The organism is Nostoc sp. PCC 9305, from assembly GCF_963920915.1.
Lineage (GTDB): Bacteria > Cyanobacteriota > Cyanobacteriia > Cyanobacteriales > Nostocaceae > Nostoc.
The window spans coordinates 56,005-80,568 of sequence record NZ_CAWUDN010000001.1 but is presented as its reverse complement, the minus strand read 5'-3'; the positions used below and the strand labels follow the sequence as shown (position 1 = coordinate 80,568).

Genomic DNA, 24,564 nt, shown 5'->3' with positions numbered 1-24,564 from the left:
TTCGGCAAGTCCAAGTTCCTGTTTCAGGTGTTTTTCCTAAAATTCAGACAATTTTATCATTAAATAATGCTTATTGCGAATGAAGGCTCTTTATTGTTTTATCATAAATTGCCAAATTCTTTAGTATGTAGGCATTTCAGGCTATTTTATCTTACCTCAAGCTGTGCAAGTGATATTTTCTTAGTGTAAACTATCAGACATATTTTACACTGCGAGATTTGCATAAACATTGAACCTACATATACCTCTGTAGGAAGTCTCTTTGAATACAGACTATTTTTTTATCCCTAAATATCAAAGAGCTTATACACGAAATTCTAAATTATTAGAAGATTTGATCATAAAAAACAAATTTTGCAAAAAAATTAATAATTATTTTAGATTTAAAGTTATTAAATTTTAGTACATAATAAAAACTTTTATCACGCAACCACTAATGCTATTTCCTGAAAATGAAAGCCAAAGGAGTTTTAATTTCCTTTTCTCTAAAAATCCCAATCCGATGTGGGTCTATAACCAGAATAATCTGCAATTCTTAGATGTAAATGAAGCTGCTGTTTTTCACTACGGCTACTCACGAGAAGAGTTCTTGCAAATGCGAATAACTGACATTCGCCCTTCAGAAGATGTGCCTCTCTTGCTTGAATATTTACGACAAAAGCATTCTAGCTTGGACTTTACTGGACGATGGCGACATCAGCGAAAAGACGGACAGATTATTGATGTTGAAATTTTCACACAGACAATAGACTATGGAAGTTATAAGGCTCGCTTAGTTCATATACGAGATATCACAGAACACAAACAAATAGAAAGAACTCTTCAACAAAGTGAAGCTAGATTTCGAGTTATTTCTGAAGCTATCCCTGTTCCATTCATTATTTCGCGTGTGTCTGATGGGTTAATTTTATACGCTAATACAGAGTTGCTTCAAACATTTCAGTTTTCTCCAGAGTATTTAGTTAATCGTAAGAAAATTGTAGATTTATATCATAATGTGACAGATTTAGAAGCCCTGTTAAAAGTTCTTAATCAGCAAGGTTTTATTCATAATTATGAACTGCAATTAAAAAAAGTAGATGGAACTCGTTTTTGGGCGATCGCTTCCTTACAATATTTAGTTTTTAACAATGAGTCAGCCATTTTAACAGTATTTAATGATATTAATGACCGCAAAAATGCCGAAACAAAACTTCAAGAACAAAATGATTTTTTGCGGATAATTTTTGAGAATATACCATTGATGATTGCCCTGGTCAATGCCAATGGTAAACTCCAGTGGGTGAACCAAGAATGGGAAAATATTCTCGGTTGGAAATTTCAAGATTTCCAAACTCGTGATGTTTTGGAAGCACTATACCCTAATCCTGAATATCGACAGTATGTAATTAGTTATATGCAGTCTGCACAACGCAATTGGGGTGACTTTAAAACTCAGGTGCGCGATGGTCGTTTATTGGATACGTCTTGGACTAATGTTTACCTTTCAAATGGTCAAATTATCGGTATTGGACAAGACATCACAGAACGTAAGCAAACTGAACTAGCTCTCAAAGCCCAAGCCGAGCGGGAGCAATTGATGCGAACTGTCGCTCAACGGATTCGTCAATCTTTGAATCTTCAAAATATTCTGAATGCAACAGTTCAGGAAGTGCGAGATTTACTTGGGGTTGATCGAGTAGTAGTTTATCAGTTTGACTCAGAGATGATCGGCACAATTATGGCAGAATCAGTGGAACCTGGATGGACAGTTTCTTTAGGTGTGGAGATTCCTGATACGTGTTTTCAAACAGGTGCAGGATTGGAATATTATCAGGGACACAAACGAGCGATCGCTAATATTTATGAAGCTGGACTAACTGATTGCCATATTCGCCTGTTAGAACAATTTGAGGTGAAAGCAAATTTAGTTGTGCCAATTTTACTAGAAGTAAGCTCTCAAAACCCTGGCTCTCACATTTGGGGTTTACTGATTGCTCACCAATGCTCTAGTTTTCGTGAGTGGGAAGAAAATCAATTAGATTTGCTCGATCAAGTGACAGTCCAATTAGCGATCGCAATTCAACAATCCAGCATCTTAGCGCAAGCTCAAACTGAACTTGTTCAAAGACAAAAAGCTCAAATAAAGTTAAAAACAGCCTTGGCTGAAAAAGAAGTTCTTTTAAAAGAAGTTCATCATCGCGTTAAAAATAATTTGCAAATTGTCTCCAGTTTATTACAACTTCAGTCTCAAACACTCAAAGATCCAGAAATAATCAAAGTTCTTCGAGAAAGTCAAAATCGAATTGAGTCAATATCTCTAATTCACAAAAATTTATATACTTCCGCAAATATTGGACAAATTGATGTCGCTGACTATATCAGTAATTTAGCAGCCAGCTTGCTAATTTCCTATCAAATATGTCCTGGTAAAATTTCTTTAGAAACTCATATAGATTCAGTAAGCTTGAATGTCGATCAAGCTATTGCCTGTGGATTGGTGATTAACGAATTAATCTCCAATGCTCTCAAACACGCTTTTCCCAATCAACAAGTAGGCACAATCAGTATTACTTTACACAATATTGGCAATAGTATCGAGATGACTATCCGAGATAATGGGATTGGTTTGCCAGATAATTTAGATTGGAGAAATACTGATTCTTTGGGTCTATCGTTAGTACATGACTTGGTTACAGAACAACTAGAAGGCGATATTACTCTAGAACGCGATCGTGGAACAGTATTCAAAATAAAATTTACGCAGTTAACTTTGCATTAATAAATATCAAATGGGTCAAGCTAGGATTTTAGTTGTTGAAGATGAAGTGATTGTGGCTAGGACTATTGCTAGTCAACTCAGTCAATTAGGATACATTGTTACGGGTACAGCTTCATCTGGAAAAGTTGCCATTGCCAAGGCATCGGAAACTCAACCAGAACTAGTATTAATGGATATTATTCTTAAAGGTGATATGGACGGTATTACTACCGCCAGTCAGATTCGCGAACAGTTAGATGTACCTGTAATTTATTTAACCGCTTATGGCGACGATCATACTTTAGAAAGAGCCAAAATTACCCAGCCTTTTGGATACATAGTTAAACCATTTACTACAAAAGATTTAAAAATTGCGATCGAAATCGGTCTCTTGAAACACCAGTTAGAACGCGAACTGCGGGAGAATCGAGATCAGTTAGCAACCCTTTTAAACTCAATGAGTGATGCTGTAATCGCTACTAATGAGCAGGGAAAAATAACATTTATGAATCCTGCGGCTGAGGCGCTGACTGGCTGGCAGCAAAAAGATGCTTTAGGAAATGAGGCTGCGAGGATTTTTCATATTGTCAATGAAGTTACAGAGGTTACATTAGAAAATCCTGTGACAAAAGTACTGCGTGAGCAACAGGTTGTTTATTTAGGGGAATTCACATCTCTGATTACAAAAAATGGCAAAAGAGTTCCCATTGGCGATAGTGCTTCACCACTGAAGCGAGGAACTGACCAGATAAATGGTGTAGTAGTTGTTTTTTGGGATCTTAGCGAACGACGGCAAACAAAATTGCTAGAGCAAGCATTGGAAAAGGAGCAAGAACTTAACCGTCTCAAGTCCCTATTTATCTCTACTGTATCTCATGAATTCCGTAATCCCCTGACTGTTGTTCAAACGGCAGTAGAACTCATAGAAATGCAAGGAGCAAATTTGACAGATACAAAAAGAGGTATCTATTTAAAGCGAATTCAAGGAGCTGTGCAATCTATGGAAAAGCTCATGGAGGAGGTGCTATTTATGGGTCGAGCGGAAGCAGAGAAACTCATATACAACCCAGCTTCTCTTAACTTAGAGCAATTTTGTCGAGAGTTAATCGAAGATTTTTCGATTCTTGAAAACAGCGTATGTGAAATTATTTTTACCTGTCATAGTGAGAATACATCTGCTGTGATGGATGAAGGACTCTTACATTACCTATTTGGAAATCTGCTCTCAAACGCGGTTAAATATTCTCCCGAAGGTGGCAAAATTCAATTTGATTTAATATGCGACCCCATTGAGAAAGTAGCAACTTTTTATATTCAAGATCGAGGTATGGGTATTCCCGAAGCAGACCAAGCTCGACTTTTTGAATCATTCTACCGAGCCTCAAATGTCAAATCAATTCAGGGTACTGGATTGGGATTAGTAATTGTTAAAAGATGCGTTGATGCTCATCAAGGTCAAATCAGTGTCACAAGTGAAGTTGGAGTTGGTACTAAATTTACAGTAATTTTGCCCTTAAATTCTGAATCATAAGTTATAAATTCTTCTTCAACTCACATCCTGATTTTTGTTGCCAACTTGGGTTTGGTAGTGGCGCCATTTTTCTTGCTGACGCGCTCTTTTCTCTTCGGTGAGGCTATCAAAACAATCGGGACAGGAGATACCTTGCTCATATTTGGGAGACGCTTTATCTTCCTCAGAAATCGGACGCCCACAACAGAGGCACAACTCATAACTTCCTTTCTCCAATCCATGACTAACGGTTACCCGCTCATCAAAAACAAAACATTCTCCTTCCCATAAACTTTCTTGTGCTGGAACTTCCTGCAAATACTTAAGAATACCGCCTTTGAGATGATAAACTTCTCCAAAGCCTTGGGCAAGCATGAAGGATGAAGCTTTTTCACAGCGAATGCCGCCTGTACAAAACAGAGCAACCTTTTTGTGTTTAGTTGGGTCGAGATGGTGGCGCACATAATCAGGAAATTCGCGGAATGATTCAGTTTGGGGATTTTCTGCCCCTTGGAAAGTACCAATATTCACCTCATAATCATTGCGGGTGTCAATTACCGTTACTTCTGGATTGGAAATTAAATCATTCCATTCTTGGGGATTGACATAGATACCAACTTGCTCGTTTGGGTCAATTTCTGGCAACCCCAAAGTGACAATTTCTTGCTTTAACCGCACCTTCATCCGTTCAAAAGGTGGGGTTTCGGTATAGGACTCTTTGGATTCTAAGTCTGCTAGACGGGGGTCAGAACGCAGAAACCAGAGAACTGAGTCAATGGCCTGACGCGAACCGGCAATTGTACCATTAATCCCTTCAAGTGCCAGCAAAATCGTCCCCTTGACACCTTGCGCTTGGCAGTAAGACAGCAGAGGATCTCGTTTCTCGGCAAAATCTGGCAGCTTAACAAATTTATACAGTGCTGCAACAACTTGAATATTTTCTGGCTTCATCCCTTTGGTAATAGAACAATATAAGTTACAATAGCAACGGTAATCAAAGTTATCTACTATTTTAATTTTATGGGGGTTTAGCTCAGTTGGTAGAGCGCCTGCTTTGCAAGCAGGATGTCAGCGGTTCGAGTCCGCTAACCTCCATTGGAAATTTTTGATTGAAATGTGTGATGCCTGCTATTTTTGCTAGTCTACACATATTCAAATCAATTAAAACCCCATTCATTATCAAAAAATGGGATTGTTTTTCCTTGTTAGGCAGGGGGGTCGGGGAGAGGAAATTATTATAGTATTGCATTCATGGCACCGATTCAAAGCCGTACTTAGTTAGAAGAATCTCTGGATCGGGAGGTGAACTCTGACTTGACAGCACTCAGGTAATTTTGACCTTCAAAATTTGACTTATTTATACTTAGGGGGTTATTTGAAAAAGCGTCCATTGGGGTTAGTGGCAATTGTTATCTACAAAACATTTGCCGCCTTGCTGCTTATGGTTACTTCGATCGCTTTATTATTGACATTAAAAAATTATCAAACTCTAGAGGCATTTTCAGAAAATTATGTTTTAGAAGGTAAATCGATAATTATTGATTGGCTTTTAAAAAAAGTTGTTAACTTAAATCCTAGAACTCTGGCATTTAGCGGTATCGGGACAGGCATCTATGCTATTGTTACTGCTATTGAAGCCGTTGGTTTATGGTACGAAAAGCGTTGGGCACATGTCTTGGTATTGGGACTTGTCGGTATAAGTATTCCACCAGAGATTTATGAATTGATTCAGGGAATATCTCTGATAAAAATATTCGTTTTTTTGTTGAACTTAGCAGTATTTGGCTATCTATTCCGAAATTTTCCTAAAGATCCAAACTAATTTTTGATAAGAAAAAAGGTACTTCAAATGTTTGACGATAAGAGCCTACGGGTTTCCGCAAAACCAAGACCCCACGTTGTACAATCGCTAGAAATACAATCTGGAGAGCAACTTGCCTAGATCGATTCAGTCTACTCAACCACCGCTAAAATTTATTCCCCAACAGTTGAATCTGTTGGTAATCCAGATTGTTCGGTGGTTACTGCCGATCGCACTACGGTTTCGTACTCGCCCTTGGCTACCGGCTGGGATTGTCAAGATTGAAGCCAAGAATGTTGAAGTATTAGCTGAACTCTATCAACAATTCCAGTCTGGAAAAATTCGCTTTTTGTTAGCATTTCGCCACCCAGAGGTAGAAGATCCCCTCTGTATGCTGTATTTGCTTTCTCGAATTGTGCCACAAGTTGCTCGTCAAAAAGGTATTACACTAAAATCCCTGGTTCACAGCTATTTTCTTTATGACCGAGGTATGACAGTTTGGGCTGGAAAGTGGCTAGGTTGGCTGTTCTCTCTGCTGGGGGGTGTGCCGGTTCGTCGTGGTAGGCGACTAGATCGGCAAGCGATCCAAAATGCACGGGAGTTGTTTGCTAATGGCGAACTACCGATCGCAGTGGCGCCGGAAGGTGGTACTAATGGTCATAGTGGCATTGTTAGCCCCTTAGAACCTGGTGTTGCTCAAATGGCCTTCTGGTGTGTAGAAGACTTAGAAAAAGCTAACCGTTCTGAGACTGTAATCGTTGTACCGATCGCTATCCAATATCGCTACGTTGAGCCACCTTGGTCTAAACTGGATTGGCTGTTGAGTAAGTTAGAAGCTGATAGTGGCTTGAAAGTTTTGGAAACTGATTCGGGCAATCGCGAAGAGATTTATTATCAGCGCCTCTGTAGGTTGGCTGAATATCTGATTACTGAGATGGAAGAATTTTATCGTCGCTTCTATCATCAAGATATCCCAAAAACCATCTCAACTGATGAATCTGCTAGTGCTAATCAGGTATTAATTGCCCGACTCCATCGCCTACTAGATAAGGCTTTGCAAGTTACTGAGCAATATTTTGAAGTTCAAGCGCAGGGTAATTTTATTGACCGCTGTCGCCGTTTAGAAGAGGCTGGCTGGAGTTACGTTTACCGAGAAGATTTGCCAGATATTAATGCTTTAGCACCCTTCAAACGCGGTTTAGCAGACTGGATTGCTGAAGAAGCCGACTTGCGAATGCGGCATATGCGGATAGTGGAAAGTTTTGTTGCAGTCACAGCTACTTATATTCAAGAACAACCAACGGCGGAACGGTTTGCGGAAACAGCTTTGCTTGTATTCGATATGCTTTCTAGAATTCAGGATACAACGCTTCCGGGACGACCGAGGTTAGGTTTGCGACAGGCACAAATCACTGTGGGGGAGCCAATTTCAGTTACAGAACGCTTCACAAATTGTCAGGGCGATCGCCAAGCGTCTAAACAAGCTGTGAGCGATTTGACAAAAGATTTGCAAATCGCTTTAGAGAAAATGATTAGATAACAGAAATTCTAAGACTTTTTCGCTCGAATTTTGTCAAATATTGCACCTTCATCAAAAAATTTCTTTTGAATTTCGTCCCATCCTCCTAAATCTTGAGCTTTGAAGATCGTTTTAATTTTAGGAAATTTGCCTTCCGTTTCTTTTGTAACAGTCAGGTTAACGGGACGAAATCCTAATTTGGTAAACTCTCGTTGCGACTCTGGGGTGTAAAGAAATTTGATAAATGCTTCGGCAATCGGGCGAGTACCATGTTTATCAACATTTTTGTCTACAACAGCAACAGGATTGTCGATGGAGATATTAATATCAGGCACAATATATGAGATTTTTTTACCATTTTTTGCTAGTAAAATCATCTCGTTTTCGTAGTTGAGCAGAACATCACCTTGATTATCGTTGAAGAATAGTTCACTGGCATTGCGAGCCGTTTTAGGTAACAAAGGTGCATTGTTATAGACTTTAGAGGTAAAGTCCATTGCTTGATTTTCATTTTTGCCAGTTTTTGTTACAGAACCCCAAAGACTAAGGAAATTCCAGCGAGCACCGCCAGAGGTTCTAGGGTCAGGTGTAACCACATTTACGCCATCTCGTGCCAAATCTGCCCAAGTTTTGATGTTTTTGGGATTACCCTCACGAATAGCTATCGCATCTAGAGATTTAGTAACAATTGCATCATTAGGTGCTTCTTTTTCCCACCCAGGTTGAATAAACCCTGCCTGAACAAGTTTATTAATATCAAGGGCAAGTGAGAGGTGTACCACATCAGCTTCTTTACCGTCAATCACAGCAAGAGTCTGGGAACCCGATCCATCATAACTTTGATTGAAAGTGACGTTTTGGTTATGTTCTTTCTTCCACTGTTCAATAAATTTGGGAATGATCTGCTGGTATGCTGCGCTAGTAACTGAGTAAGAAACAAACGTTAGTGTTACATCATTCTGGGAAATCGTGCCAGTATTACCAGTATTATTGATATCACGTGGAGAGCAGGCAGCCATCACGACACTCAAGCTAACTCCGACAAAGAATAGGGACGTAACACCCAACGAAGAATACTTATACAACCAATTTCGTATTAGTTGTATGCGCCACTGTCTTGCAGCGTGTAAAGCTTTAACAATATAAGTCTGAACTAATTCAGTCAAATATCTCTTTGATTTAAAAGTACGTTGCCTCTGGTTCATCAAATTTTTCCCTTAAATCTGCGGTAACTTGATCTAGATACTGTTGTTAAGGGGCATTATAAAACAGTGGTTAAGGATAAATAACTTTTTATTAACCTAAATTTAAAGAAATTATCTCCGTACCGAAATCAACCAGTCAGACAGTCAAAAGCGATCGCTGTTCAACCAAGGATTTGTGTAAAAATAACCTGAACAGTTTTTGTGTGAAAGCTAGATTTAGCAAGCTATTCCAAATAAATTTTGTACAACTTATTTTTACATGATGCCTTACATGAATGACCGTGATTTTCGGAAGGTAGTGTCAGATTGGCTAGTTGGGGAAGTTTACAAACGAATAACCAATGGTGGATAAAATAACTATTAATAAGAGATTAGACAAAACTTATACTATATCAATTAGTTTTCTTTATGACTTTTGTTGTGGAGAGCAAATATCGTCACACAGATGGCTGTCACTTTCGGTAACATTAGGATTAGTTGCGAGATAATCCCCGATCCAATTACAACCTTTTTTGAGTAAGTTATTCAATTTAACATTCAAGTTTAATATTAAATCTTCACGATCAATACTCCATAATCTGACTGTTCTGTCAGAACTAGCAGAAGCAATCATTTGACCATCGGGGCTAAAACTTACTCCATAAACCTGATCGGTATGTCCTTCTAGGGTTCTCAAAATTGTCCCATCACGATTCCATAATTTTACTGTTCTGTCAGAACTAGCAGAAGCAATCATTTGACCATCAGGGCTAAAACTTACTTCCCAGACCCGCTCAGTATGTCCTTCCAGGGTTTTCAAGAGGATTCCATTCAGATTCCATAATCTGACTGTTCTGTCAGAACTAGCAGAAGCAATCATTTGACCATCGGGACTAAAACTTACTCCATAAACCCGATCGGTATGTCCTTCTAAGGTTCTCAAAATTGTCCCATCAGGATTCCACAGTCTGACTGTTGTGTCCAGACTAGCAGAAGCAATCATTTGACTATCAGGGCTAAAACTTACTCTATAGACCCGATCGGTATGTCCTTCTAAGGTTCTCAAAATTGTCCCATTACGATTCCATAGTCTTACTGTTTTATCAGCACTAGCAGAGGCAATTATTTCACCATCGGGGCTAAAACTTACTCCATAGACCCGATCGGTATGTCCTTCTAAGGTTCTAAAAAGTATCCCATCACAATTCCATAATCTGACTGTTCTGTCAATACTAGCAGAAGCAATCATTTGACCATCGGGGCTAAAACTTACTCCCCAGACCTGATCAGTATGTCCTTCTAGGGTTCTCAAGAGGATTCCATTATTACTACGTAATCTGACTGTTCTGTCAATACTAGCAGAAGCAATCATTTGACCATCGGGGCTAAAACTTACTCCCCAGACCTGATCAGTATGTCCTTCTAGGGTTCTCAAGAGGATTCCATCCAGATTCCATAATCTCAATGTTCTGTCACCACTAGCAGAAGCAATCATTTGACCATCGGGGCTAAAACTTACTCCCCAGACCCGATCGGTATGTCCTTCTAGGGTTCTCAAGAGGACTCCATTCAGACTCCATAATTTTACTGTTCTGTCAGAACTAGCAGAAGCAATCATTTGACCATCGGGGCTAAAACTTACTCCATAAACCCGATCGGTATGTCCTTCTAGGGTTCTCAAGAGGACTCCATTCAGATTCCATAATTTTACTGTTCTGTCAGAACTAGCAGAAGTAATCATTTGACCATCGGGGCTAAAAGCTAGTCCCCAGACCTGATCAGTATGTCCTTCTAGGGTTCTCAAAAGGACTCCATTCAGATTCCACAGTCTGACTGTTGTGTCCAGACTAGCAGAAGCAATCATTTGACCATCGGGGCTAAAACTTACTCCATAAACCCGATCGGTATGTCCTTCTAGGGTTTTCAAAAGGATTCCATCCAGATTCCACAGTCTGACTGTTGTGTCCAGACTAGCAGAAGCAATCATTTGACCATCGGGGCTAAAACTTATTCCATAAACCCGATCAGTATGTCCTTCTAAGGTTCTCAAAAGTATCCCATCACAATTCCATAATTTTACTGTTTTATCAGAACTAGCAGAAGCAATTATTTGACCATCGGGGCTAAAACCCACTCGAAGAACATCATTAGTATGCCCTAAAAAAGTTTGTAAAAGCTTACCGTCTAAGTCCCAGATTTTAACAGTTTGATCGTCACTGACTGAAGCGATTATTGAAGCATCTGGGCTGAAAGCCACCCCATTTACTTCACCCTCATGTCTTATCAATTGATTTTGTTCACTAATTTCATGGCTTCCTTGTTGTAGCCTTTCAATAACATTTATTATTAATTTCTCTGAAGGATCTTCAATATTGCGTAACTTGATACCAGCCTTCACAGCAGTTACTAAAGAAATTAACTGCTGTTTTAACTGTAATTCTTTCTGAGATAAATTCAATAACTCTTGAATACGTTCAACATCTTCCTGTTCCTGATACTGACGACTTGCTAGAATAAACTCTATCTCTTTTGAATTAGTAATACTTTCACGTCTTCGCTGTAACCAGTCTTGAGCTTCTACTAGTAATGCTCCTCGCAACAAAGCACCATTATCTTTACCACTGTTTTCCCAGATATACTTTTCAGTTCGTAACCGCTCTTGCCATTTTCTAAATTCCCGGTCTTCCTCCATCCATTGCCGCAGGCGTTCCCAACCTCTAATTAAAGCTTCATGAACTACTTCAACAGTTGGTTGTTGTTTAGATTCATCATAACTTGTGGCTACTAAACGAGCTTCTAGTTCGCGCTCTGAACTAGCTAATTTATTTACTAATTTCCAGTTTTCTTCTCCAATCTCATCACGGGTAGCCAGACGACGGGTATCATCTGTATTTTCTCCAAAACTTACCAATTGAGTAAATATATGCTTGGCTTGCTTCTTCTCGTCTTCGTCTAACTTGTTGTAAACTTCCTCAGCATGATTAGCTAACGCTTTCTCTACCCCCCCAATTTCATCATAGGCAGAAATTGTCAATTGACCATTGCTACGCTTTTTCCATAGTTTTTCTAGGGTAAACTCTAGCAAGGGTAATTCGCCTTGATTGTTCTTTATAGCATTCAGGATAATTTGTGTTAGTCCATCTTGAATTTTTAATCCTGCTACCTTCGCAGGTTTTTCAATAGCCTCTTTTAACTCATCGAAACTCATCTTTAGAAGATTTTCTGGCTTCCATGTTTGCAAAGCTTTTCCTAAAGCAGGATGAGATAGAGCATATCCATAAAAATCTGCTCTCAAAGTAATAACTAAAATAACATCAGGTATTCGTTTTTGACTTTCTATTTCGATTACTTCTAATAATTGATTTATAAAAATATTTCTTTCATATTCTAAAGAAAGTGTGTAAAGTTCTTCAAGTTGATCAATGACTATTAAAAACCGCTCTTTAGAAGAAAATTCTTGCAACTTAAATTCTAAAATATTTTTTAAAGTTAAATCTTCTTTTTTGAAATTATCTACATATTTTTTAGCTTTGGTTACTCGTTCTAACGTATCCATCTCTGGTTCAAATAATTCAAGCAATGCCTTAGCCAGTCCGTAAAAAGGACTATTAGTTGGTCTAAAAGTTGCTATATTCCATGTTCCTAGTTCCTCTAATATAGGAATAAGCCCAGCAAAAATTACCGAAGATTTACCAATTCCAGAATTACCAACAACTGCTACTAGCGGTTTTTTTTGTACCGCATTTACTAAAGTTTTGATAAAACTTTCACGCCCAAAGAAAAAAGGCGCATCCTCCTTCCTAAAAGCAAATAAGCCTTGATAGGGACATTTTTCTAAAATTTCACTCTTTATAATACTAGTATCTTTTAAAGCTAGTACGCTATCAATACCATGCTTGTATTGTAGTTCTAACGCTTTAAAAACAGAATGGATTGAGTTTTCGTCAACACCCTGCTTTCGTAAAATTTTGCGGATTGTGGTGTTATCTAGGGATTCACCAATCTTTTGTGTCGCCTCTTTTAAGCAACTAGCCTGATAACGAGGCTTCACTTCTTTTTTAGTGAGGGCATCAATTATTTTTTTCTCACCAATCTCCGTCAGCACGAAACCTCGTTTTCTTCCTGTTCCCATAGACCTATTTTAGAAAGATGACTTTAAGGAAGTTAAGGACGACCTTACTAAGTTAGGTTTTCTTTAGCAAATCCCCAAATCTAATTGTGACAAAGGTTTCAGGATTATTACTCAGGAACTTTACTTTAATGTCGTTAATTGCGCCCCGACCATTTGGCAGTGGTGATTTGATAGGTTGTGTCGAGGTAATCAAGCCAAGACAAAAAGCAAACACCTTTATCCACAAAACCTTTGGAGAGCCAATATGCAATTTTTACTTGAAAAACTTATCTCTAGAACTTTAGCTACTGGCGCGATCGCTTCCACAATCATTCTAGCAAGTGTTCTTGCTGCCCAAGCAAATACTCTTGGCAAATTTCCTTGGCAAGGAGGAGTCTCCGGTAAAGTATCCCAGACATTGCACGTCGATGGTTTAGGCAAGTCAGCATTTGATATTGACCTTCCAGCAGGTACTCCAGTCCTCGCACCTGTTGATTCAAAAGTTGTCTGGCATTGTATTGCAAAAGGAACTTCTAACCACTACGCAATTTTACTTGAACAAGCTAATAGTGGTGGCAGGCAATATACTTTATTCCATGTTCAAGGCAATTCTGGAAATATCTATAACAACCGTCAGTTTCGTGCAGGTGAACAGATTGGTGTTGTTGCTGGTGATACACCTAAGGATCGTGGCTGTGCAGTGAGCTACGCAGTTCACCTTCATTTTGGCTTGCCTACCCAGAATGAAGTAGTGGATGGTGTAACTTTTACTAAAACATCTCCTGCTTTATATACTTTGCTTACCTCTAGCAACAGTACAGTTACGCCACCACAACCGACTACTTTCCAATCTCCTATTACTCAGTTGAGCGTTTCTGTACCCTCTATTGACTTAGCTGTTAAGGCAAACAACTTGTCTGGTAAAAAACTTTACTGGCGTTTGTATCGACCTGCTGTTGGTAATTTATCCGACAGATACTGGGACGGCGAACAGCTGGCAACAAGTAATTCCTTAACCTTGAGTAACCTTGACGGTTCGGGTGATACCCTCAAAGGTGTTAACTATTATACTGTTGTTTCTCTATCGCCGATTCCCAAGGAAGATGTGGCGAAAATGCGAACATCGTGCTTTGCGTCCTCTGGTGGTACTCAGTTATGCGATCGCGCAAGCCGTTAAGCTCGTGAAGTAAAAGCCGCAACAAAAACTTTCGTTGCGGCTTTTACCTAATTTCTTTTCTTAAGAGGTGCAACTATGAATAAATATATGCTTGAAAAATTGGCACCAATTGTAGTGATTTATTTATGCTCTTTTGTGGGAATAGGTACAGCGATCGCTGACTCTGGAACTAACTCTGCACCAACGCTGACTGATGACTCCAACACCGAACTCCAAGATACAACTTCTATCCAGCAAAACGGAGTACAACTTAATGGGTTTAATGGTTTTTCTAATCCTCTCACACCCCCTTCATGCAGCAAGCAATGGTGTGGTTTTATCATGCTCAGAACTACTCCCGTAGGCAGTGAGAGTAGTGCTGGAATTGTTTTTTGGAATATTTAAGAATAACTAAAGAATCACCAGAGCGTTTACAGGTATGTTTTTGGCATAACAACGGTTTTGAGTAGCTAGATTTGAATAATGGAGCTAAGCGGATTCGAACCGCTGACCCCCTCAATGCCATTGAGGTGCGCTACCAACTGCGCTATAACCCCAGAACCTTTATTAGGTAAGCTTTGAAAGCTTACTAATTAGTTAATATAAACTGCATTAACTTAACTATTATGCAAGTTTATGCAAGTTAAGTCAAGACAACTATATTAAGTTCTATGCCAGCTAGTATGTCTAATTCAGCTTGACGTGCCTTAATTTCAACAATCACCGTATTTTCAGCAATGTCAGCTAAATTTTAAGATAAGTATTTCTCATTACCATTAAACAAAAGTCTAGGAAATCTTAATCTTCAACGAGCTTTCAAGGCTTCAATTCCAACTTTCATGACTATCACGCTGTTGAATAAGCATAGTCATTGGATAGTCAAAAGAGCCTTATATAGCAATTCCGCTCCCTAGTACTACAGATGACTAGAAACTGAAACCCTTATATAGATTGACTTTTAAAGTGGCTCAGGTCGGAGTTGAACCAACGACCCCAGGCTTATGAGTCCCGTGCTCTAACCAACTGAGCTACTGAGCCATGTTTTTCCAAATCATCATCTATGATAGCATACAAAATTGCATAAGACTAGCCCCTTTTGCAATTTTGTTATAACTTCCATCCCTATTGAGTGAATAGAAAGTAGAAGAGGGAGGGAAGCTCCCTCAACTAAGAAGGTAATAATTTAGTTACAGACAGCCAAGAATTATAGGCGTTCCGGTAACATAGCTATTGGGTTAACAGCACCCTTGCCTGATGGATGGATTTCAAAGTGGGTGTGTGGCCCAGTACTGTGACCAGTGGTACCCATTAAAGCAATTGTTTCTCCCTGATGTACTGCCTGACCAGGTTGCACCAGAATCTTGCTGTTATGAGCATAGCGAGTCGTGCTGCCATCAGGATGGCGGATTTCGACGAGGTTGCCGTAGCCACCATTGTTCCAGCCAGCTTTTAGTATCGTCCCCTCAGCAGAAGCGACAACTGGCGTGCCAGTAGAGTTAGCAACGTCAATTCCTTTGTGCATTCTACCCCAGCGCCAGCCGTAGCCAGAAGTAAGGGTGCCCTTTGCTGGCCAGGTGTAAGCTAAGGTTGAGGAAGATGGAGGAGGTGTAAGTTCGTCAATGGGTCTGGGAAGATATTGATCCACTGCTGCCAAAGGCGGTAATACCTGTGGAGAAACTGTAGTTCCTCGCATCTTTCCTAAGGAGTCAGAGGCATTTACTCTTCCAGAAGGCGTTGCAACCCTTGTGGCAGATTGAGTACGAGAGGGAGTCCACTGGCTAGCAGAACCTAGATTAGGCAGGAATTCTGGGTTTACTGCTTCGGTAGGGCGTACAGTAGTACGGAATTGGGACTTAATTGGCTGAACTCTATAGTTAGCCTGAATCGGTGTCGGAACTGGAATTGGTATTGCTACACTATTTGGTCTAGATGCAGGGTTAGGTACACTGAAATTATTGGGCGTAGAAATAGGAGTGAGCATAGCAGGATTATTTGCTTCGATCGCTGCTGCTGGCACAACTAAATTACCAGACTGTTGAGCGCGATATTTCTGCTGTAACCTCTGGATTTCCGCTTGTAAGCCCCGCAAACGGTCATTATTGTTATTGTTTACCCTTGCTACCCTATTTGCTGGTGTCTTAGGCTGTTGCATTTCGGCAAAAGCTTGTGGCACTGGAATGTCACCACCGACGCCATAAGATTTAGCTGTAGGCAGGGGGGCAGTTTCTAATTCGGTCGCACTATTTGCCTGAACCTGTACAGTTACCGGTGTAGGGACGGCAACGCTACTGTTATCGGCAATAGTTGGCGATGGTGAACTAGGTAGATATGAGTTAGCACTGCCAATATTCAAAGGGGAGGTAGCTACTTTTGGAGTTTTGCTAGGCTCTACAAAAGTGGGCTGACTCGCTACAGTTGCCTCAACTTGAACAGCAGGAATTTGAACAGCAGGAGTTTGAACAGCAGGAATAACTAGTTTTTGACTAATTCGCAGTTCATTGGGATTATTGAGGTTATTTGCTTTAACTAGTTCTGATACTGAAGTGTTGTATCTGCTGGCGATCGCTGCTAATGTATCTCCAGGTTTAACTTCATAAGCTGTATGTGTCGAGGAGGCAATCACTATTGGCGCCGCTGGTACAGATGCACTTGTCTGTGTCTTCTGTTTCAACCTCGATATCAGGTTCGCTTGGCTTGCATCGCTAGAAGTGTCTGACTGGACTGCTAATGCAGTTTTCTCAACCACAGTTGTCGGCTGCGCCAATTCTATATCAGCTTGTGATAAATTTTTGGTCTCTCCAGACTGCAACTGCGCCAGACTCTTTCTTAAACGGTTCGATTTTTCTTGTAAGCGATTTAGTGCGAACTCTTGTTGCGCCTTAAGTTGTGCATTTATTTCACTGTTAGCTGCGGTTGACGTTGCCACTGTTTGTGGCTGGGCAGTTAGTGATGTATTTGTACTATCAACACCATCAGCACTATAGTCAGACAGCTTATTGACTGTTGGAAAACTAGTTTCGGCTAAGGTATTGTTCAATCCCTGTGCCATTTTGGGCTTCAGGTAAGTGGAATTTTTATAACCTGCTGTTGTTTGAGAAAACGTGTTTGATGCAGGAACTTGCAAAGATATTCCACTTGCCGCGACTTGCCATTTAGCTTCAAGCCCAGGCACTTGTGAGACTGCCGTTGGTTCCACGATTACAGGATTTTCCGGCACGCTCGCTGATGAGACTGCTTGGGACTCCAGCTTAGTGGAGGCGAATTTCACCTGGGTGTCAGGAACAGCAGGAATCGCTGAAGTTGCCTTTTGGCTACCTACTGGCACTGCTGCTTGGGCTTGATCGCTTTGTCGAGTCACCAAAAGGCTGGTTGCTCCCATAGAGATTGCCAAGCCAATCATCGCCGCTTTTGTCCGCACCCGGCTGTTAACTTTTGGATTCATCACATTTAGCAGTTCTACCGGGGCATCATCGCTGCTAGGGGTATTGTTCAACACAGCTTTTACTCTCTTTTTCAATGCTCGTTTCAAAGACGACCTCCTTACGATCACTAGCGCTTAACTAACCTCGATTTTTCAGTTGGATACTAGTCAATGATTTAGATCGCAACAAATGATAGATCGAGATCACATTCACCAGAGATGCTTACGCAAGATTAACCTGCTTCTCTGATTTAGACAAGTTCACATCTGTTTGCAAAACTTAAATTTTGCTGTGTTTACCTGTCCGAACCACTCCTAACACCACTTAGGACGATTTTACTCTTTACCATTATCCGCGCTTGTCTTGCGTCAATCGCGGGGACTGGACAAACTATTTGCCAAGTCCAAGTCGCTGCTGAAAATTAAATTGCGGCGACTTCTGGAAAAGTTATGCCCCCTGCTGTAGATATCTTCAAGATATTTCTACCCCATCAGTCTTCTCAACACGAGACTTTACGTTGATTATTCCCTAAAAAACAACCGTATTAACTATCGGCTACTTTTGGGCTGATTTCTGTCCTTGATTGAGCAAAAATAGCTCAAATGTAATACATGACTGGATTTTAGCAATTTCGTTCCTAGTTTAGGATGTTTTAAATTCATCAAAATCTATCATTCAAATTTGGTAATATCCCAAGTTTCATATACAAATTTCTTATAATAACCTTACTATACTTGTAAGTATCTTCCACTACATTTTGCGAATAAACTTAATTTTTGGTATATTGTTTTACATATTCTTGCTGTCACCAAGAAAATTTTTGCAGTCACAAATAAATCGTCTAATAGGTTTCTGGAAAGCTCATAAGTAAATACACTTATAACCAGGAATGTAAGCAACTATTGTAAATAGCCTAACTGACGACGGGTTTCAAATAAACCAATTGCTACACTCACTGACAGATTCAAGCTGCGAACCCCCGGTTGGCTCATGGGAATATAAAGGGTAGCATCGCAATCTGACAAAATTGCTGGTGGTAAACCCGTGGTTTCACTACCAAAAAGTAGCCAATCATCAGGTTGAAACTGAAAGCTTACATAATTACAATTTCCATTAACCGTATAACCCAACCATCTGCCGCCACGCCTCTGATGTACGGTTTTAAAGGCTTCTAGTGATTCGTGATAGTGTAGTTTGACATAAGGCCAGTAATCTAAGCCGGCTCTTTTGAGGTAGCGATCGCTAATTTCAAATCCCAAAGGCCCCACCAAATGCAACTCTGTACCCGTAGCTGCACAAGTACGGGCAATATTACCTGTATTAGGAGGTATCTGCGGGTTAACTAAAACTACCTGAGGCATTATCCGTACAACTTACGTATTGTATAAAACAATTTAGTGTCAATGTTAAATCTACCAAAAGGTAGAGGCTATTCATAGGTTTTGTTAATAATAATCAAGCATCATCTATCGATTAGATTTTTAAAACGAAGTACAAACCATCCCAGAGCAATGCCTGAGAGGATATTTGACAACAATCGGTAAATATTAAGTTTTGTGTAGAAAAGGTAATTACTTGTGTCTTTTAGGGCTGGTAGTGCCTGAAAAAAATCTACCATTTGTATGAAGACGAAAATGGGGAGATAAGGGAATAAGACAAAGTGTTTTCTCAATGCCTAATCCCCAATGCCTTTTGAGTTAACCCAGCAGAGACGAACATAATTTGTCTTCGAGTTCGATTTCGCGCTCTTGGGTGGCAATAATAGCCTGAGTGATGACGCGCTGGCTGTCAAAACCGACTGCGTGTAATTGCAACCACTGTTGAGCTTCATTGCCTTCGCGGAGGATTTTGTGCAAAGGGGAAAGGAAACAGCTAAAACCTTGTTGTTTGGCGATCGCCCAAACATCTTGGTAAATTTCGGCAATCCAATCTCTGGCTATAATGTTTCTGCCATCTTGCCAATGCCTCAATTGAGCATCAAGACTACCAGCAGCAGCAGCAGCTTCGTTGTCAGCTGTCAGAGTAACAAGTTCTTCAGCAGAGAAAGTGCTTTGGGTTAACGGATCGATGCTGGGGTTTTCGATTATTTGCAACAAACGCGCTTCTAATAAGGCAGTAATAGCTAATAAGGCAATGGGATCTGTGACTAAATCGCAAATTCGTAGTTCTAGGCGATTCAAGTCATAAGGACGGCGATCGCCATTTGGTCGCACTGATGCCCACAAATGCCTTACATTTTGCATAGTTCCGGCAACGAGTTGATCTTCCACCCACTGGATATGATCGGCGTGACTGGCAAATAAGGGTACATGGCTGGGCGTTTGTGGGAAGACGCCCCAACGGGTGGAGTGATAGCCAGTAGCTTTGCCATCCAAGAAGGGAGATGAGGCGCTGAGGGCGAGAAATAGGGGCGCTTCCATACGGATGACTCGACATGCCCGCATTAATACTTCTGGGTCACTGATGCCTATATTGATGTGTACGCTAGCGGTAACTACTTTCGTGCCGTAGGTATTCTCAATGTAATCATGATACGGGTTTGCTGGATCGGAACGGAGAAAGCGATCGCCCCCACCCAAAGATAAAGTACTCCCTGGTATCAGGGTGTAATCGCCCAAACGATTGAGGTAGTTTCGCAACTCTCGCCGGGGACGCAACAAAGCACACAATAAATTTTCGTAATTATGGGATGGTTGAGTTATGTACTCGACGTTGCGGCTATCTGGTTCGCGCATAAATCCATCCAAAGCCGCAACAATTTTGTCGGAGAGACCGACGATTTCACCTTGAGGCGTGCCAGTGTACATCTCAATCTCAAAGCCTTTTAATAAGACCACCTTGTTCTCCTCGGCTCTCTCTACCTATAAATTGTATCGAACAAGACGAATCTCTGGATCTATCTTTAAGTCAATCAAAGGTTAAGAATCATTTAATTGATAATCCCCGCGAAATACAAGCTAGGTATATTTCTGGGCTGTCTTTGATAAATTATGACTATTGGAGTATGAAAAATATCCTAGTGTCAGTTAAGTACAGGACAAAATAAAATCATTGGGTGAATCACTCTCTTGAACAATCTTGAGACGTATAAACTGTGCCCAGACTTCATCATTAAGTAAGTTTAAAGCAGTTTCGGGATTGTTAATTGCGATCGCGCCGATAACTTTCCGCCATCCCTGTTGCAATTGCTCAATAAAAGCTTCTTCAACAGAAACTTGATTGAGCAACGAAAGTGCTGTTTTAAAACTTGCTGAATCACCTGATAGGTTTTTCGATTTTAATCCCTGTAGTGCTACATTTAAGCATATAGGCAAAAGTTCAAACCAATTATTTTTCTGTATCTCTTTGAGTGCAATATCTTCCATACCTAACGCACCCCACACACATAAAGACTCTACAGCCAGTTCAGAATCGCGGTTTTTTAGAGCATTTTGCCATAATTTTTGAGCGTGATTTTGGAAGCGATTGGTGAGAAATTCATAAGCCTCCTGGACTTGAAGAGGAATTGTCACTTTATAAACTGACTCGCCTAGTGGTAGGTAATCGCCGCGATAAGATAGCCAGTGATGAGATCCGCAAAGGTAGATTCCTCGATCAACTATTACTTCTTTGACATGGGAATCTCCCAACCAAAAAACCTGTACAGATGATAAACCATCAAGTGTTTTTATCGCTCGAAGTTTTTTCTCCACTTCTGGTGGAATTGGTTTCTCTTCATCTTCTTGTCGCTGCGCAATTCCATATCCAATTAAAATCCATACTCCGCGATTAGCTAATTTCTGTAATAGAGTAAGAAATTTTTCATTAACAACTGCTTGATTCACCCAAGGAGAATAAATCAGAATTTGGCTTTTAGCCGAATTTAAAACTTCTAAAAAAGTTTGGCTAATTTGTCCATTTCGTAACTGAATGGCTTCACCTACTACTGGCTTTTTATCAGATTTTTTAGCAGTTGTTATCGCCTTTGTGCGAATATTTTCGAGTCTAGCTTCTATTTCAGTATTTTTCTGCTTGAGAATGGCTTCACGTTCAAAGTTGATGGTTTCGGTTGACAATTTACATAACACTTGCAAGGATATTTTACCTTCAGCATGTAGAACTTCTAACCAATTTGATGCTGACTCTACAATTTGCTTTCCATTTCTTATTTGGATACTCAATTTATTCTCAAGAGCATCAAAGATAACGAAAAGCGATATCTTTCTCCAAATTTTTTGAGTCGAAGCTAGTACCTTGGAGGAAGTGACAATTTTTCCCTCTTCTGGAACATGAAGTGCTAAACCTGAAGCTTGAATACTTTTTTGGATTTCCTCAAGCGGTAAGGAAGCAATATCGGTAATTGTATTATCAATAGTTATAAAGTCTGCCAAATCAGGCAAATTTATGACTGTCTCATTTAAGGATTCAGATTGAAAAGTTATCTTGTCGCTTAAAGGGTCTGTAATAGCATAAATTTGTATAGGATATGGCGGCTGTGGTACCGACCCTTTTTCATAAAATGATCGACCTTCAGGAGTAACTGTTAGTGCCGATGTTGCTGATAGAGTTTGTAGGGAACGAAGAGTTGTAGTAGTAGTTTTAATAAATACAGAATCAAGCCCAAGTACAGAAGCTAATTCATCCTCTGTTGGCGGAGGTTGAAATTCAATAGCAGCGCGGATGATAAATTCTTCGAGTACGTTAAACTGACGGGGTTCTTTAATGCTCACTTCTACCGGAGTCTGACGCAAACTATAACGGAATTGACGCGCTGCTAAAACTGATAAACTAGAACTTTGCGCTTCAATTTCGTCTACAAAATTTTTGAGATTGTCATCAATTGGTTTAGCAGAAGAGGCTATAAACATCAACGTAACAAGATTGGATAATTCAATTTCTATAAATACTTGTAATCCATAATGCAAAGTAATTTTATGCTTTCAACAAGCCTTGGCGACGACTAGACCACCAAGCAAATCCAGCACCAGTCACAAACCTATAAATTGTCCCAGGAATAGCCATTGTAATACTATTCAGCAGCGTAGGTAGCGATCGCCAGTGTCCCATTTTGAATTCCTACTTCTACTGTAATTGCCGTAACGCGTTTTTCTCCTAATCGGGTTAAAGTAGCGATCGCAAAACCTAAAGCCATTGCAACCACATTCAAAATTAGAGTTGCCCAGCCCACATGTATGACATAGAAACAATAGCCTCACACAAAGAGCAACATCACCTCCAGCCAAAAACGTAATCATATTACTTCCATCCTTAACCCGCGTTGGTAACAATAAAAGCTCTTTTGGATTTTACCGTATTCCCGTTAAAATTCTAGTTATTGCTTGTGACAATCGATATAAACATAGATTCTCATAGAGGCGCACAGATGTACGCCCCTAATCAAGCCTATATTTAATTCAAATGAGAATCGCTACAGCAGGCAGGCTTCATGGAAGATGAGTGGTTTGTACCTCTTCTAAGGATGATGGAGATTTAGAAGAACTAGCGCTGCTTTCTGGTGTTGAAAGCTCATCATTTACAACTCCATCCCATGAATAATTGCAGATTTTAGTGCGAAGTAATGTACCAAATGTCAGGTTAATTACTACAGCGAAGGAATCGATAAAAATTAGATTCAAAAAGCGATCGATCATTAGACCCCCTTGAGCTAAATTGAGCATCAAGTGATACTTGCTTTCTTACTACACATGCCACAATGTCTTTTCCAGAAATGCATGGTGTCTCATATCGATGTCCGGCTAAAGACTTATCATTTCGTCAGCACCATAATGGTTCGATAGCTTTCTTGTCGATTCCCTCAACTCAAAATTGTTCGGAGTATTGCTAATACCACACTAGAATTTAACTTTTTACAGATGGCTTAAAGTCGTACACCCATTTGTGAAAATCATCATTCATACTCATTTGCCGCTCTTGCGTTTGGCCGTTAGATGCCACGGTGTTAATATCGTAGTACCGCATTTCACCCAAGGCACTACGAGCTTGAATGAGTTTTGTCCGCTCGATGCGACACTGTTCGTAGCTAGTCAGAGCTTCTTGCAGATTAGCTGAATCAGAAAAACACTCTCGTAGTTGGTATGCATCTTCAAAAGTGGTATTGGCTCCTTGTCCCATTGCAGGTGCCATTGGATGAGCGGCATCGCCTAAGAGAGTGACTCTGCCTTGACTCCATTGAGTTAACGGTGGGCGATGCCTACGGCGGGCTACGCCTACGCAAATCGGCCCTTCCCAAATTTCCTCGGCTGGTGTCGCTTCTACCACCACCCGAAAGGATTCATCCCAGTCGGCTAATTCATGGAGAATACGAGACTTCACTTCATCAGCACTGTGCGAAAGGGAGTACTCAGGTGAGAACTTCCGACTAATCCAACTGGTATAGCCGCCGCCCACATTCAGAAGGTACATAAACTGTTGATTGCCTTTGACAAAAACTAGTTCATAATCATTAAATAGCTCGTGGCGATACTTAATGACGGCACGCCAACACATACTACCGATATAATTAGGCTTACCTTCGCCAAATAAAGTTTCTCTGATGACAGAGTTAACGCCATCAGCCCCAATCAGCAAATCTGCATCTACCGATTTTTCGCCATCAAAATGAATTTTCACACCGTTTGCATCTTGCTGAAAGCCGATGCAGCGATGATTGAGGTGAATTATGTCAGACGGCAATCTCGATGCTAAGACTTGCTGTAGACGATACCACCAAATAGTTAACAAAGGTTGTCCGTATTGCTCTAAATATTTAGTTGCGTTAGTTCGGATTGTTTCTCCCTGAATACTCTTTAAAACTGTGTGGTGAACTTCGCATCCCGAACTTTTGAGGGTTTCGACAATTCCCGGCGCGATCGCATCTAGAGAATGCAAGCCATTGGGAGCTAGTCCGAGTCCAGTTCCCGCCGGACGAAATTCTTGGGCTTTTTCGTATACTTGAACCTCTATCCCTTGGCTTCTCAGTGCGATCGCAGCAGCCAAACCACCTGGGCCAGCACCGACAATAGCAACTTTCTCTACTATGGGTTGGGAGAATTTCTGAGTGAAATTTGCGTTCATATTATTAAGTCAGAATTCAGAATATTCCCACGAATATATACACTTCTTGCATATCTGAAGTCAACTTT

The 24,564-nt window shown here is 40.3% G+C and carries 17 protein-coding genes and 3 tRNA genes; 7 read left to right on the top strand and 13 right to left on the bottom strand.

What is annotated here, in order from left to right; genetic code table 11:
* Nucleotides 1-436: 436 nt before the first annotated feature.
* A complete protein-coding gene (locus tag ACM0OX_RS00325) occupies nucleotides 437-2,761 on the top strand; it encodes a PAS domain S-box protein (RefSeq protein WP_414512115.1) in 2,325 nt (774 codons plus the stop codon).
* Nucleotides 2,762-2,771: 10 nt separating this feature from the next.
* Nucleotides 2,772-4,271 (top strand): ATP-binding protein, encoded by a 1,500-nt coding sequence (locus ACM0OX_RS00320; protein ID WP_414512113.1) that lies wholly within the window; start codon nucleotides 2,772-2,774, stop codon nucleotides 4,269-4,271.
* 15 nt (nucleotides 4,272-4,286) lie between these two features.
* On the opposite strand, the gene ACM0OX_RS00315 is transcribed toward ACM0OX_RS00320, so the two are convergent.
* On the bottom strand, nucleotides 4,287-5,201 hold the full coding sequence (locus ACM0OX_RS00315) for a rhodanese-related sulfurtransferase (protein ID WP_414512111.1): 915 nt from the start codon (nucleotides 5,199-5,201) through the stop codon (nucleotides 4,287-4,289).
* Between the two features lie 71 nt (nucleotides 5,202-5,272).
* Between ACM0OX_RS00315 and ACM0OX_RS00310 the strand changes: the two genes are divergently transcribed.
* The 3 genes from ACM0OX_RS00310 to ACM0OX_RS00300 all read left to right on the top strand — a co-directional run bounded on the left by ACM0OX_RS00310 (nucleotide 5,273) and on the right by ACM0OX_RS00300 (nucleotide 7,591).
* Nucleotides 5,273-5,345, top strand: a tRNA-Ala gene (locus ACM0OX_RS00310).
* A 280-nt stretch (nucleotides 5,346-5,625) separates the two neighbouring features.
* Nucleotides 5,626-6,072 (top strand): DUF2127 domain-containing protein, encoded by a 447-nt coding sequence (locus ACM0OX_RS00305; protein ID WP_414512110.1) that lies wholly within the window; start codon nucleotides 5,626-5,628, stop codon nucleotides 6,070-6,072.
* 112 nt (nucleotides 6,073-6,184) lie between these two features.
* Nucleotides 6,185-7,591: a lysophospholipid acyltransferase family protein gene (locus ACM0OX_RS00300; RefSeq protein ID WP_414512108.1), complete on the top strand. Its 1,407-nt coding sequence runs from the start codon at nucleotides 6,185-6,187 to the stop codon at nucleotides 7,589-7,591.
* An 8-nt stretch (nucleotides 7,592-7,599) separates the two neighbouring features.
* Here ACM0OX_RS00300 and ACM0OX_RS00295 read toward each other — a convergent pair whose 3' ends face one another.
* Both ACM0OX_RS00295 and ACM0OX_RS00290 read right to left on the bottom strand, forming a co-directional pair.
* Nucleotides 7,600-8,775, bottom strand: coding sequence for a sulfate ABC transporter substrate-binding protein (locus ACM0OX_RS00295; protein WP_414512106.1), 1,176 nt, complete (start codon nucleotides 8,773-8,775; stop codon nucleotides 7,600-7,602).
* Between the two features lie 406 nt (nucleotides 8,776-9,181).
* Nucleotides 9,182-12,886: a hypothetical protein gene (locus ACM0OX_RS00290; RefSeq protein WP_414512104.1), complete on the bottom strand. Its 3,705-nt coding sequence runs from the start codon at nucleotides 12,884-12,886 to the stop codon at nucleotides 9,182-9,184.
* A gap of 244 nt (nucleotides 12,887-13,130) precedes the next feature.
* Between ACM0OX_RS00290 and ACM0OX_RS00285 the strand changes: the two genes are divergently transcribed.
* Both ACM0OX_RS00285 and ACM0OX_RS00280 read left to right on the top strand, forming a co-directional pair.
* The gene (locus ACM0OX_RS00285; protein WP_414512103.1) at nucleotides 13,131-14,042 is read left to right on the top strand and encodes a hypothetical protein; all 912 of its coding nucleotides are present in this window, start codon (nucleotides 13,131-13,133) and stop codon (nucleotides 14,040-14,042) included.
* Nucleotides 14,043-14,117: 75 nt separating this feature from the next.
* Nucleotides 14,118-14,426 (top strand): hypothetical protein, encoded by a 309-nt coding sequence (locus tag ACM0OX_RS00280; protein WP_414512101.1) that lies wholly within the window; start codon nucleotides 14,118-14,120, stop codon nucleotides 14,424-14,426.
* 79 nt (nucleotides 14,427-14,505) lie between these two features.
* Here the strand turns inward: ACM0OX_RS00280 and ACM0OX_RS00275 are convergent.
* The 10 genes from ACM0OX_RS00275 to ACM0OX_RS00230 form a co-directional block, all read right to left on the bottom strand.
* Nucleotides 14,506-14,578 (bottom strand) — tRNA-Ala (locus tag ACM0OX_RS00275).
* A 407-nt stretch (nucleotides 14,579-14,985) separates the two neighbouring features.
* A tRNA-Met gene (locus tag ACM0OX_RS00270) sits at nucleotides 14,986-15,059 on the bottom strand.
* Nucleotides 15,060-15,225: 166 nt separating this feature from the next.
* A complete protein-coding gene (locus ACM0OX_RS00265; protein WP_414512099.1) occupies nucleotides 15,226-17,550 on the bottom strand; it encodes a peptidoglycan DD-metalloendopeptidase family protein in 2,325 nt (774 codons plus the stop codon).
* A gap of 792 nt (nucleotides 17,551-18,342) precedes the next feature.
* The gene (locus ACM0OX_RS00260; protein ID WP_335198969.1) at nucleotides 18,343-18,804 is read right to left on the bottom strand and encodes a tRNA (cytidine(34)-2'-O)-methyltransferase; all 462 of its coding nucleotides are present in this window, start codon (nucleotides 18,802-18,804) and stop codon (nucleotides 18,343-18,345) included.
* Nucleotides 18,805-19,140: 336 nt separating this feature from the next.
* A complete protein-coding gene (gshA, locus tag ACM0OX_RS00255; protein ID WP_414512096.1) occupies nucleotides 19,141-20,280 on the bottom strand; it encodes a glutamate--cysteine ligase in 1,140 nt (379 codons plus the stop codon).
* Between the two features lie 189 nt (nucleotides 20,281-20,469).
* Nucleotides 20,470-22,290, bottom strand: coding sequence for a hypothetical protein (locus tag ACM0OX_RS00250; RefSeq protein ID WP_414512094.1), 1,821 nt, complete (start codon nucleotides 22,288-22,290; stop codon nucleotides 20,470-20,472).
* A 64-nt stretch (nucleotides 22,291-22,354) separates the two neighbouring features.
* Nucleotides 22,355-22,489 carry a hypothetical protein gene (locus ACM0OX_RS00245; protein ID WP_414512092.1) on the bottom strand — a complete coding sequence of 45 codons (135 nt, stop codon included), beginning with the start codon at nucleotides 22,487-22,489 and terminating at the stop codon, nucleotides 22,355-22,357.
* On the bottom strand, nucleotides 22,452-22,574 hold the full coding sequence (locus tag ACM0OX_RS00240; protein WP_414512091.1) for a hypothetical protein: 123 nt from the start codon (nucleotides 22,572-22,574) through the stop codon (nucleotides 22,452-22,454). The genes ACM0OX_RS00245 and ACM0OX_RS00240 overlap by 38 nt, the downstream gene beginning before the upstream one ends.
* Before the next feature lie 292 nt (nucleotides 22,575-22,866).
* On the bottom strand, nucleotides 22,867-23,100 hold the full coding sequence (locus ACM0OX_RS00235) for a hypothetical protein (RefSeq protein ID WP_414512089.1): 234 nt from the start codon (nucleotides 23,098-23,100) through the stop codon (nucleotides 22,867-22,869).
* 181 nt (nucleotides 23,101-23,281) lie between these two features.
* Nucleotides 23,282-24,496 (bottom strand): FAD-dependent oxidoreductase, encoded by a 1,215-nt coding sequence (locus ACM0OX_RS00230; RefSeq protein ID WP_414512087.1) that lies wholly within the window; start codon nucleotides 24,494-24,496, stop codon nucleotides 23,282-23,284.
* Nucleotides 24,497-24,564 lie beyond the last annotated feature (68 nt).